At 74.2% G+C, this 12,474-nt stretch carries 8 protein-coding genes and 2 pseudogenes; 2 read left to right on the forward strand and 8 right to left on the reverse strand.

Annotated features, from left to right (window positions below):
* The coding region (locus tag EBN88_RS24055) for a DUF2510 domain-containing protein (RefSeq protein ID WP_147472824.1) at nt 1-673 on the reverse strand (673 nt) is incomplete at its 3' end.
* 375 nt (nt 674-1,048) lie between these two features.
* On the opposite strand from EBN88_RS24055, the pseudogene EBN88_RS24060 reads away from it, so the two are divergent.
* A pseudogene (locus tag EBN88_RS24060) lies at nt 1,049-1,462 on the forward strand (SsgA family sporulation/cell division regulator); the annotation flags it as partial.
* Nucleotides 1,463-1,834: 372 nt separating this feature from the next.
* On the opposite strand, the pseudogene EBN88_RS24065 reads toward EBN88_RS24060, so the two are convergent.
* Nucleotides 1,835-2,302, reverse strand: a pseudogene (locus tag EBN88_RS24065) (Lrp/AsnC family transcriptional regulator); the annotation flags it as partial.
* Between the two features lie 159 nt (nt 2,303-2,461).
* Here EBN88_RS24065 and hppD point away from each other — a divergent pair.
* Nucleotides 2,462-3,598 carry a 4-hydroxyphenylpyruvate dioxygenase gene (gene hppD, locus EBN88_RS24070; RefSeq protein ID WP_122399168.1) on the forward strand — a complete coding sequence of 379 codons (1,137 nt, stop codon included), beginning with the start codon at nt 2,462-2,464 and terminating at the stop codon, nt 3,596-3,598.
* A gap of 86 nt (nt 3,599-3,684) precedes the next feature.
* Here hppD and EBN88_RS24075 read toward each other — a convergent pair whose 3' ends face one another.
* The 6 genes from EBN88_RS24075 to EBN88_RS24100 form a co-directional block, all read right to left on the reverse strand.
* On the reverse strand, nt 3,685-4,530 hold the full coding sequence (locus EBN88_RS24075; RefSeq protein WP_233580898.1) for a hypothetical protein: 846 nt from the start codon (nt 4,528-4,530) through the stop codon (nt 3,685-3,687).
* Between the two features lie 88 nt (nt 4,531-4,618).
* Nucleotides 4,619-5,263: an IclR family transcriptional regulator gene (locus EBN88_RS24080; RefSeq protein ID WP_122399170.1), complete on the reverse strand. Its 645-nt coding sequence runs from the start codon at nt 5,261-5,263 to the stop codon at nt 4,619-4,621.
* 368 nt (nt 5,264-5,631) lie between these two features.
* Nucleotides 5,632-7,437, reverse strand: a complete 1,806-nt coding sequence (locus tag EBN88_RS24085) for a DEAD/DEAH box helicase (protein WP_122399171.1) — start codon at nt 7,435-7,437, stop codon at nt 5,632-5,634.
* Between the two features lie 281 nt (nt 7,438-7,718).
* Complete coding sequence (locus EBN88_RS24090) at nt 7,719-9,278, reverse strand: MFS transporter (protein ID WP_122399172.1); 1,560 nt, start codon at nt 9,276-9,278, stop codon at nt 7,719-7,721.
* A gap of 118 nt (nt 9,279-9,396) precedes the next feature.
* A complete protein-coding gene (locus EBN88_RS24095; RefSeq protein ID WP_122399173.1) occupies nt 9,397-11,739 on the reverse strand; it encodes a xanthine dehydrogenase family protein molybdopterin-binding subunit in 2,343 nt (780 codons plus the stop codon).
* Nucleotides 11,739-12,474: (2Fe-2S)-binding protein (locus EBN88_RS24100; protein ID WP_147472825.1), on the reverse strand; the 736-nt coding region annotated here is incomplete at its 5' end. The genes EBN88_RS24095 and EBN88_RS24100, both read right to left, overlap by 1 nt.

Raw genomic sequence — 12,474 nt, forward strand, 5'->3', positions numbered from 1 at the left:
GACCGCCCGAGGAGGCCGCCGGACCGCCCGAGGCCGGCGGCTGCTGCTGCGCACCGGAAGCCGGCGGGGTCGAAGACCCACCCGAACCGGCGGACGGCGCCGCCGCGTTGGGCGCACCCGGCAGGCCGAGGCCCGGAGGGCCACCGGCCGGCGCACCGGCCGGACCGCCCGAGGAGGCCGCCGGGGGCCGCTGCTGGGGAAGGTCCGCCTGGCGCAGGCCGAAGGTCTGCTCGTTGCGGCTCTCCGGCTTGTCCTTCGGCCGACCGCCCGACTGCTGGGGCACGGCCGGCGGCGGCTCCGAACCCTCGGACGGGGTCCGCACGAACTGGCCCCTGGGGTCAACGCGCCCTGCGGCGGCCACCGGTGAGGTGCTCACGTCCTCGTCCGGCCGGCCCCCGCCCACGTGCTGGTCGCGACTGGCGGCGATCTCGGCGCGGTTCTGCCGGACGGGCAGCGCTCCCCTGGCGTTCTGGTCACCCTGCGCGGGCGGGCCCGAGGAGGCGCCCGCCGCCGGAGGCGCGGGCAGGGGCTCGCCTTCCCTGGGCTCGGGCCGGCTGCTGCCGGCGACCCAGGTCTGGCCGTCCCAGTACCGGATGTAGCCCGGAATGGACGGGTCGGGATACCAGTTGGGCCCCGGGCCGCCGCTGGCGTTTCCTGCGGGTGGGAGGCTCATAGGCGGGCCGAATCTCCTCGTCCGTGCATCGTGCTGATGGTCGCTGCGGGATACGATGCTACGTCGCCGCGCGAACGGCGGTATCCCCCATCAGTCTGTCGTACCACGGACCCTAACCAACAGCCGTGGCGACCGGGGAACCGAGGCACCCCAACTGCCCGCGCCAGAGCCCGACTCCCGCCGTTCGCTGGCCCGTTGACGCCCCCGACGCCTCCCCCGCGCGGGGACGACGGAGAAAAAGTCCGGCGAACCCGCGTAAGAGTCGCCGCCCGTTCCCCTCTTCTCCGGCAGCGGCGCCGACCGGTCGCCGCGCGGCGCCCTCGGCGGCCCGAAGGAACGGACCTGGAACAACCCGAGAACAAGGGGGTCTTGACCATGCAGACCATCATCGAGCGGGAGCTGGACGTCCAGCTGGTGCTCTCCGCCGACCGCAGCATCCCCGTCCCCGCCCGGCTCACCTACCGCTCGGACGACCCCTTCGCCGTGCACATCACCTTCCACATCGGCTCGGACTCGCCCGTGCACTGGACCTTCGCCAGGGAGTTGCTGGTCGAGGGCGTCTTCCGGCCGTCGGGGCAGGGGGACGTGCGGGTGTGGCCCGAGGTGCCCGAGGAGTACCAGCCGTGGGGAACGAGGATCTGTCTGTCGTTGCGCTCGCCCGACGGCGACGCGCTGCTGAGGATTCCCGCGCACACCGTCGCGGCGTGGCTGGAACGCACCATGCGGGTGGTTCCGCCGGGGCGGGAGGGGCGGGACTGCGACCTGGACGCGGAGTTGGCGGCCCTGCTGAGGGCCCCCTTCGCGGAGCGCCCCGAGTTCGCCGAGCGCCCCGAGTTCGCCGAGTGCCCCGAGCCCGAGGTGCCGCACGAGCGGGCCGCCGAGCCCGAGGGCGGCTCGGAGCTACCGTCGAGGCCGGCGGACCCGGCGCGGCTCACCGACCTCACCGACCTGGCCGACCTCACCGACCTGCTCGGGCTCCCCGACCCGGGGCGGCGCGCCGCCGGCGACCTCGTCCCCGGCCGGCGTGACCTCGTTCCGCTCGGCGACCTCGCCGACCTCGGCGGGCTGGCCGACCCCGGCGTCGACCTCCCCGAGCGGGGCGGCGACTCCCCCGACCTCACCGTCGGCGACGACCCCACCGACTGAGCCGGACGAGCCGGCCGAGCCCGCCACCGCGTGCCGCACCAGCGGGAGCATCCGCAGCGGCACCGGGTGGGAGAGCGCGATCACGGTCGAGGAACGGACGATGCCGGGGAAGCCGACGACCTGGTCGATCACCCGCTGGAGGTCCTCGTTGGAGCGGGCCACCAGCCGGCACAGCAGGTCGCCCTGGCCGGTGATGGTGTGGAGTTCCAGCACCTCGGGGACCCGGCTGAGGTGGCGGCGGACCCGTTCGCCCACGCCCTGGGTGATCTCCAGGGTGGCGAAGGCGGTGACCGGGAAGCCGATCGCGGCCGGGTCGATCTCGGGCCCGAAGCCCCTGATCACGCCCCGGGCGCGCAGCTTCTCCAGGCGCGCCTGCGCGGTGCCGCGCGCGACCCCGAGCCGCCGGCTGGCCTCCAGCACGCCGATGCGCGGCTCGCGCGCCAACAGCTCGATCAGCCGGGCGTCCAACGCGTCGATCGCCATCTCCCGATTCACTCCCGTCGAGCCCCTCCCGCACCACGGCCCCGCCGGCCCTGGGCATCCTGTACGGAACGTCCCCCGAACCCCGGGGCGCACTGCACAACATGCCCAGAGAAAGCGCCAACTATTGCACAGAGTGCAAGACGGGCGCACCCTTCGAGCATGACTGCGCACACAAGCAACGAGACCCACGGACACGACCCGTTCCCCGTGCGGGGCATGGACGCGGTGGTCTTCGCGGTGGGCAACGCCAAACAGGCGGCGCACTACTACTCCACGGCGTTCGGGATGACCCTCGTCGCCTACCGGGGCCCCGAGCACGGCAGCCCCGAACTCGCCTCCTACGTCCTGGAGTCGGGCGGGGCGAGGTTCGTTCTGACCTCGGTGATCAGGCCGGAGAGCGAGGAGGGCCACCGGCTGGCGCGGCATGTCGCCGAGCACGGCGACGGCGTGGTCGACCTGGCGATCGAGGTGCCGGACGCCAGGGCCGCGTTCGCGCACGCGACCGCCCAGGGCGCCCGGCCGCTCGCGGAACCGGAGGAGTTCTCCGACGAGAACGGCACCGTGGTGCTCGCCGCCGTCGCCACCTATGGCGAGACCCGCCACACCCTGGTGGAACGCGGCGACTACAAGGGCCCCTACCTGCCCGGCTACGTCCCGGCGAGCCCGCTGGTCGCCCGCCCCGAGCGGCGCTTCTTCCAGGCGGTCGACCACTGCGTGGGCAATGTCGAACTGGGCCGGATGAACGAGTGGGTGGAGTTCTACCAGCGGGTGATGGGCTTCACCAACATGAAGGAGTTCGTCGGCGACGACATCGCCACCGAGTACTCGGCATTGATGTCCAAGGTGGTGGCCGACGGCTCGCGGAAGGTGAAGTTCCCGATCAACGAGCCGGCGCCGGGCCGGAAGAAGTCACAGATCGACGAGTACCTGGAGTTCTACGGCGGCCCCGGCGTCCAGCACATCGCGCTGGCCACCAACGACATCGTCGCCACCGTCGCCGCGATGCGCGAGGCGGGCGTGGAGTTCCTGGGCGTTCCCGACTCGTACTACGACGAGCTGGGCTCCTGGGTGGGCGAGACCCGGGTGCCGGTGGAGACGCTGCGCGAACACCGGGTGCTGGCCGACCGGGACGAGGACGGCTATCTGTTGCAGATCTTCACCAAGCCGGTACAGGATCGGCCGACGGTCTTCTTCGAGTTGATCGAACGGCACGGGTCGATGGGATTCGGAAAAGGGAACTTCAAAGCTCTCTTCGAGGCAATCGAGCGTGAACAGGCGCGGCGGGGGAATCTGTAACTACACCACCCCCCACAACCGCCCCCGCGACCTGCACTCGCGGGGGCGGTTTCCGTCTCACGGGTCGGGCTTTCCGGGCTCGCCGCTCAACAGGAGGGCACCGCGCCCTCGTCGCCCGAGGCCAGCGCGCGCAGGCTGTCCACCGCGCCCTCCAGGGTCTCGACGGGCACCAGCCGCAGGCCGTCCGGGGCGTTCCCCTCGGCCGCCGAGCACTCGTCGCGCGGCACCAGGAACACGGTCGCGCCGTCGTTCCTGGCCGCGTGGGTCTTCAGCGGCACGCCGCCGACCGCGCCGACCCGTCCCTCGGCGTCGATGGTGCCGGTGCCGGCGATCACCTCGCCGCCGGTGAGGTCGCCGCCCGAGCCGTCGCCGTCCAACAGCGCGACCACGCCCAGCGAGAAGAGCAGCCCGGCGCTGGGGCCGCCGACGTCGGAGAGGTTCAGCTCCACCTCGACGCCCTCGTCCGACCGGCCGAGATAGCCCAACGCCGCCGCCACGGCCGCGTCCTGGGAGGAGCGCATCTGCTCCTCGTTGTGGTCCCTGATCTCCTGCGGCGAGTCGCCCACCGGGTAGACCGACTCCCGTGGCAGCACCGCCCGGTCGCCGGCGAGGTAGCCGCCGATCACGTCGGCCAGCCGCACGGTGGCTTCCGGCGAGGTCGCGCTGATGGTGGTCATCCGCAACTCGCCCGCGCTGGGCAGGGTTTCGGCGCCCTCGATCCGGATCACCGGGGAGCCGTCGTGCTCGCCCAGCACGTCTGCCGTCATCCCCGGCTCGGTCACCGCGAACGGCAGCGGCGCCAGCGCGGCCACCGCGAGCAGCGCGGCGAACGCCACGCCGCAGCCAGCGAGCACCCGACGCCTGCGGCGCTCGGACGGTGCGGGGTCGGCTGAGTCGGGGGTGGCCTTCGATGCGGCCGGCGCTGCGGGCATGGCAGCGAATCTAACGCAGCCCGCGCCTCGTTCCGGCCGGCGGCCCGGTGGCCCGGCCGAAGCCGCCGGCGTCGCCGACGCCCTCGGCTCAGCGCAGCGCGTCGGCGACCTCCCTGGCCGCCTTGACCACCCGGGGCCCGACCTCGGGCGGCACGGTCTCGCTCAGCATCACCACGCCGACGCTGCCCTCGACCCCGCACTCCGCCGGCAGCGGCGCCGCCGCCCCGCTGGCCCCGGCCTCCAACTCCCCGTGGGTGGCGACGAATCCGTCCTCGTTGTCGATGTCCTTGCAGCGGCGGGTGAGGATCGCCCGGCCCGCCGCCCCGCGCTCCAGCGGGTGCCGGAAACCCGTGCGGTAGGCGACGTGGTAGTCCGTCCAGGTCGGCTCCACCACGGCGATGGCCAGTGCGTCCGTGCCGTCCACCACGGTCAGATGGGCGGTGGCGCCCAGCTCCTCGGCGAGCGAGCGCAGCGCCGGCAGCGCCGCGTCCCGCACCAGGGGATGCACCTGGCGGCCCAGGCCAAGCACCCCGATCCCGACCCTGGCCCGGCCGCCGGCGTCGCGGCGCACCAGGGCGTGTTGTTCCAGGGTGGCTATCAACCGGTAGACGACCGTCCGGTTAACGCCGAGTCGACGGGACAGTTCGGTCACGGTCAGCCCGTGATCGGTTTCTGCCAGGAGTTTGAGGACTCGCAGTCCTCGATCGAGCGTCTGAGAGGTCTCCGTGGTCACGACGCCCCCTTCTCAGGTGAGCCCGCCGCCCCCGAGCCCGCGTCGCCCGACCCGGCCGCGGCACGCGCGTGGGCCAACGGTCGCGGTTGCCAAGTAGCACAAGCCGGCAGCACGTCCCGGAGGCGGCTCTGCCACCCGGGGTGTACGCGTGTCCGGAAATGTATCCAGAGTTACCGCTCAGCGGAAGAGGCTGTCCAGAATCCGAGCGACGGCCGGCCGTTCCGCCCGAAAAAAACGGCATAACTCACCTTCCCGACGCGCGAGTCGGGCGTCCTTCGGGCGTGCGTCCACGGTCACCCGGGCCCCGCGAACGCCGCCCCGGCGCACCGGGCTCAGCGGGCTCAGCGGGCTCAGCGGGCTCAGCGGGCTCACCGCATCCGGGTGGCCCACTCCCGCACCTTGCGCATCCGCTGCTCCAACTGCCCGGCGGTCGCCTCGGCCGTTGGCGGGCCGCCGCAGGCCCGGCGCAACTCGGTGTGGATCACCCCGTGCGGCTTGCCCGACTGGTGGGCATAGGCGCCCACCAGCGAGTTCAGCTCGCGCCGCAGCTCCATCAGCTCCTTGTGGGTGACCACCGGGCGGCGCTCCGCCGGCAGTTCGATCAGGTCGGCCTCGGCGTCCGGCTTCCGGCGGCTGTGCGCGATCTGTCGGGCCTGGCGCTTCTGGAGCAGCATCTGCACCTGGTCGGGCTCCAACAGCCCCGGAATGCCGAGGTAGTCCTGCTCCTCCTCGCTGCCCGGGTGCGCCTGCATCCCGAACTCGGCGCCGTCGTACATCACCCGGTCGAAGACCGCGTCCGACTCCAGCGCCTCGAACGGGAGTTGCTCCTCCTCGCCGGGCTCGTCCCGTTCCCGCTCGGCCTCGGCCAGCAGCGCGGCCTCCTCGGCGAACGGGTCCTCGTCCTCCTTGCCCTTCGGCTTGTCGAGCACATGGTCGCGCTCCAGCTCCAGCTCGTGCGCGAAGCCCAACAGCTGGGGAATCGTCGGCAGGAAGACGGAGGCCGTCTCGCCACGCCGCCGGGAACGGACGAAACGCCCCACGGCCTGGGCGAAGAACAGCGGCGTCGAGATCGTCGTCGCGTAGACACCGACGGCCAGCCGGGGCACGTCCACGCCCTCGGACACCATCCGCACCGCGACCATCCACCTGTCGTCCGACGCCCGGAACTCCTCGATCCGGCCCGAGGCGCCCGCGTCGTCGGAGAGCACCAGCGTCGGTGACTCGCCGGTGATCTCGCGCAGCAGCTTGGCGTAGGCGCGGGCCGACTCCTGGTCGGTGGCGATGACCAGCCCGCCCGCGTCGTGGATGGACCGGCGGACCTCCCGCAGCCGTTGGTCGGCGGCGCGCAGCACCGCCGGCATCCACTCGCCCCTCGGGTCCAGCGCGGTGCGCCACGCCTGCGAGATCGCGTCCTTCGTCATCGGCTCCCCGAGCCGCGCCGCCACCTCGTCGCCGGCCTTGGTCCGCCAGCGCATGTTGCCGCTGTAGGAGAGGAAGATCACCGGCCGCACCACGCCGTCGGCCAGCGCGTTGCCATAGCCGTACGTGTAGTCGGCGACCGAGCGGCGCACCCCGTCGACGCCCTCGGCATAGGCGACGAACGGGATCGGGTTGGTGTCCGAACGGAACGGCGTGCCCGTCAACGCCAGCCGCCGCGTCGCCGGTTCGAACGCCTCCAGGCACGCCTCGCCCCAGGAACGGGAGTCGCCGGCGTGGTGGATCTCGTCGAGGATCACCAGCGTCTTCCGCTGCTCGCAGCGGTTGCGGTGCAGCATCGGGCGAACGCCGACGCCGGCGTAGGTGACGGCGATCCCGTGGAACGAACGGCCGAGCGGGCCCGCGCTGTACTCCGGGTCGAGCCTGATGCCTATCCGGGCGGCGGCCTCCGCCCACTGCGTCTTGAGGTGCTCGGTCGGCGCGACAACGGTGACCTGCTGGACGACGTGGTGGTGCAGCAGCCAGGAGGCGAGCGTCAACGCGAAGGTCGTCTTGCCTGCGCCCGGCGTCGCCACGGCGAGGAAGTCCCGTGGCTGGGTTCGCAGATACTCGTCCATCGCGCCCTGCTGCCAGGCGCGGAGCTTGCTGGCCGTGCCCCAGGGCGCGCGCCCGGGGAAGGCCGGGGAGAGATGGGAGGAGTGGGCGGCCGGCGAGGCGGACGGTTGCGTGGTACTCACGGTCTCCGGGGCGGGGTTCGAGGCGTTCGCGGTCGGACCCGCCGAGCCTATCCGCTGCGCGGGACGCTGCGCTGGGCGAGGCGGGGGCTCGGCCCCGGGAGGCGCCTGGGGGCGCCCCCGGGGGGGCCTCGCTGGGGGGCGGGTGCGTCGTCGAGTACCGGCCCACGACAGTTGCTCGCGCAGTTCCCCGCGCCCCCAAACCCCCCACGGGCGCGGGTGATGCGGTCGGCAACTCCGCGTGCGCGTTGGCGACGCCACGTACCGGCACCCGTACGACGACATCACCCCCGGCCGTCTCCCCGAGCCCGCCCGGCAGGGCGCCCCCCGGCAGGGCCCAGGCGGCCGCCGACCACGATGCTCAGCAGCGCCGCGGACAGCGTCGCCGCGTAGACCGCGACGAACGCCCCCGGGCCGACCGCCGTCCCGGCGGCCGTCTCCGCCGCGTGGCCGGCGGCGGCCGACGCGTCGCCGCCGAGGGCGGCGAACAGGGAGCCGACGGTGGTCAGCATCACCACGTTGGCGAGGCTGTCGCACAGCTGGAGCGAGGCGACGTTGCCGCCGGCCTCCTTCGGGGTGGAGAAGCGCAGCACCAGCACCCCGACCGTCGAGACCACGAACCCCATCCCGAACGCGCCCACGCCCAGCGTCAGCACCGGCAGCCACACCGGCACCGCGGAGAGCAGGACCAGCGGCGTGGTGCCAACTCCCAGCGTGATCAGCAGCGTTCCGAGCCGCACCAGCCGCAGGCGGTGCGGCTCGGCCCACGGGCGGGACTGCGCCCAGGAGCCGACCGCCCAGGTCGCCCCGGACGCGGCCAGCGACAACCCGGCCTGGGTGTAGGAGAGGTCCCGCTGGGTGACCAGCAGCAGCGGGAGGAAGGTCTGCGTCGACAGATACGCGGCGGAGATCACCCCGCGCAGCGCGATCACCGAGGGCAGCCCGCGCCTGAGCCGGAACGTTCCGGCCGGCAGCAGCCTCACCGCCGAAGGCGCCAGCAGCGCCACCCCCACGGCCACCGGCAGCAGCGAGACCCAGCGCAACTCCTGCCCGCCGTACTGGAGCAGCCCCGCGCCCACCGCCACGGCGACCGCGAGCCGCAGTCGGCGGCGGTCCAGCGTCCGCGACGCGCCCTCCGGCGGCCCCGAGGCCGACCGCCGCAGCGCCGGCACCAGCACCACCAGCGGCAGCACCACCAGCACCGTGATCCCGAGGAACACCCAACGCCAGCCCAGCTGTTCGGTGATGGTGCCGGCGATCACCGGGCCCACCATCGAGGGCACCACCCAGGACGCCGAGAACGCGGCCAGCGCGGCCGGCCGCAGCCGCTCGGGGAAGGCCAGCCGGACCGTGACGTAGAGCGCCACGATCACCAGCCCGCCGCCCACGCCCTGGAGCGCCCGGCCGACCACGAAGACCCACATCGACTGGGCGGTCCCGGAGAGCAGCAGCCCCAGCGCGAAGGTCGCTATCCCGGCCAGCACCGGGGCCAGCGGCCCCGAGCGGTCGCACCACTGCCCGGCGATCGACATGCCCAGCAGGCTGGTGGTGAAGAACGCCGAGAACGCGAACGCGTAGAGCGAGACCCCGTTCAGCGCCTCGGCGGCGGCCGGCATCGCCGTGCCCACCGCCATCGCCTCGAAGGCGATCAGCAGCACGGTCGCCACGCAGCCCAGCGTCAGGGCGCGGTAGGGGGCGGACAGCACACCGCCCGCCGGATCGGCGGGCGGGTCGTGGAGGCCGGCGTCGGAGGTTCGGGCGGGGCCGCCCGGTCCTGCGGATGATCGGGTGGGACCGGGTTCTTCCGGATCGGTGTCGCGCTCGGCGGCCTCGGTGGGTCTCATGCGTCCACGGTAAGGACCGAACCCGCCCCCTGCCTATGGATAAAAGGACCAGAAGTCCTGGTCCCGGCGGCCTGGGCCGAGAGCCGTTCACACGCCGGAAACGAACGCGCCGCGCGGATCAGCCGGTGGCGCCCACCGCGAACTGGGGCTTGATCGGCAGCCGGTTGACCGGTTGCCCGGTCGCCGCCCGCACCGCCGCCGCCACCGCCGCCGGCGAGGCCACCAACGGCGGCGCGCTGGCCGTCTTGGCGCCGAACGGCGCGACCACGTCCCGTTCCTCCAGCAGCGCCACCACCTTCACCTCCGGCACGTCGAGCGCCGTCGGCAGCTGGTACGCCGAGAGGTCCGCGTGACGCACCTCACCCCGCACCACCCGCAGGTGTTCGGTGAGCGCGGCGCCCACGCCCTGGGCGACGCCGGCCTCGATCCGGGTGCGCAGCTGGCGCGGGTTGAGCACCCGCCCCACGTCCTGCGCGACGGCCATCTCCACCACCCGCACCGCGCCGAGTTCGACATCCACGTCGACCACCGCGCGCACGGCGGCGAACGAGAGCCCGACGAACGCGTCGCCCTGCCCCGCCGCGTCCAGCGGCTCGGTGGGGTGCGGGCGACACTGCGCGGTGGCCCACAGCTCCTTGCCCTCCAGCGCCTCCGCGACCGGCGTGGACAACACCCCGTCGTAGGAGGTGATCCGGCCGTCCTCGATGCTCAACAGCTCGGCGGACATGCCGAAGTTGGCGGCCAGCGGCTGGAGCAGCTGGGTGCGGACCATGCGCGCCGCCCGTTCCACCGCGCCGGCGGAGACCCAGGTGTGCCGGCCCCGGCCGCCGGGCCCGGCCGGCGGCTGGTCGGTGTCGACCGGCGCCACCACCACCTCGTCGACGCCCAGCACCTCCTGAACGATCTGCCGGGCCAGGGTCGCGAAGCCCTGGCCGGTCTCGACGGCCGCGCACAGCACGGTCGCCTGGCTGCCCTCGACGCGGACGGTGGCCGTGGACACCTCGTCGGTGCCCTCGGCGCCGAGCATGTGCACCATGCCCAGCGCATAGCCGACGCCGCGCCGCACCGCCGCCGGGTCGCCCGCGCCGTCCGGGCCGCCGGGCAGCAGCCAGTCCTCGATCGGGCCGTCCTTGGGCAGCGAGGGCAGCGGCGCCTCGCGCACGGCGGCCAGGAGTTCGGCGACCGGCGCCGGGCAGGTCACCGTCTGGCCGGTGGGCAGCGAGTCGCCCGTCGCCAACACGTTGCGGGCCCGCAACTCGGCCGGGTCCATGCCGAGTTGGGCGGCCAGCCGGTCCATCTGCCCCTCGTGGGCCGCGCACACCTGCAACGCGCCCTCGCCGCGCAGGAAGCCGGCCGGCGGGTTGTTGGTGCGCACCGCCCAGCCGTCGATCACCGCGTTGGGCACCACATAGGGCCCGGCGGCGAACGCCACCGCCGCCGCCAGCGCGTCCGCCGAGTCGTCGGCGTAGGCGCCGGCGTCCATCACCAGCTGCGCCTCGACCTTGACCAACTTCCCCTCGCGGTCGGCGTGGTGCCAGTACCGCAGCAGGGTCGGGTGGCGGTGGGCGTGCCCCAGGAACGACTCCTCGCGGGTCGCCGCCAGCTTCACCGGGCAGCCGGTGCGGATCGCCAGCAGCGCCAGCGGCAGCTGGAACGTCTGGTCCTCCCGGTCGCCCAACGAGCCCGGCACACCCGTCACATAGATCTTGACCTGCTCGGTGGTCAGGCCCAGGCAGCCGGCCAGCCGGTCCCGGTCGGTGTGCGGGTCGGTGGCCGCGGCATAGATCTCGACGCCCCCGTCGGGCCGGGGCACCGCCAGGCCCGACTCGGCGCCGATGGGCGCGGAGTCCTGCCGCCCGATCCGGTAGAAGCCCTCGACCACCACCTCGCCGGTGGCGTTGGGGTCGCCGTGCCGCAGCGGGATGTGCCGGATGACGTTGCCGTCGGGGTGCGCGGGCGGGTCGGCCTCGAAGGCGCGCTGCGGGTTGGTGACCGCCTCCAGCGGCTCGTACTCGACGGCGATCGCCGCCGCGGCCAGCCGCGCGGTCTCCGGGTGGTCGGCGGCGACGGCCGCCACCGGCTCGCCGTGGTAGCGCACCACCTCGGAGGCGAACGCCGGCCGGTCGGTGACCTGCCGGCCCAACAGCCCGTCGCCGGTGACGTCCTCGTGCGTCACGACCGCGCGCACCCCGGGCATGGCCTCGGCGTCGGCGGTGTCGATGGAGCGGATGCGGGCGTGCGGGTGTGGCGAACGCAGCACCGCCGCCCACAGCAGGCCCTCGGCCCACAGGTCGGCGGTGTACGGGTAGGTGCCCCTGGCCTTGGTCTCGGCGTCGGCCGAGGGCACCGAGGCGCCCAGGCCGTGCGGGTGGGCGCGGGTGCCGCGCGCCGGCTTGGTGCCGGTGGCGGTGTGCAGGGTGACGGTGGTGGCCGCGTCGGCCGGGCCGTGGGGTTCCGCCATCACATGCCTCCTGCCTGGGGGTACCCGCCGGCGGCCGTGGGCGGCCCGGCCTGGTGCGGAATGCGGGGCAACGCCGGCTCGGCGGCGGCCGGTTCGGGCGGCGTCGGGTCGGCCTCGTCCGCCGGCCGCTCGGCGCCGGCCGCCACCTCGGCGGCCCGGGCGGCGCGCTCGGCGACCACCTGGCCGACGGCGTTGAGCACGCCCCGGTAGCCGCCGCAGCGGCAGAGGTTGCCGCACAGCGCGCGGCGGGTCTCCAGTTCGGTGGGCGCGTGGTTGCCCTCCAGCAGATCGTGCACGGTCATCGCCATGCCCGGCAGGCAGAACCCGCACTGCACGTCGCAGCCGGCCAACGCCCGCTGCACGTCGGAGGGTTGGCCGTCGGCGCCGAGCCCCTCGACGGTGCGGATCTCGCTGCCGGCGGCGGTGGCGGCCGGCACCAGGCAGGCGGCGACCAGCCGGCCGTCGACCTGCACGGAGCAGGCGCCGCACTCGCCCTGCGAGCAGCCGTCCTTGGCGCCGGCCAGGCCGAGCCGCTCGCGCAGCACATAGAGCAGGGACTCGCCGATCCAGGCGTCGGCCACCTCGCGCTCGGCGCCGTTGATCCGCAACACGTAGGAGACGCGGGGGTGTTGGCTGCTGCTGGCGGCGCGCGCCTCGCCCGTCTCGGCCGGCGCGGGCTCGGCCGGCTCGGCGGGCTCCGCCGGGTGCGGCTCGCCGCCGGCGCCCGCCGGCCAG

The organism is Streptomyces triticirhizae (assembly GCF_003696235.1).
Lineage (GTDB): Bacteria > Actinomycetota > Actinomycetes > Streptomycetales > Streptomycetaceae > Streptomyces > Streptomyces triticirhizae.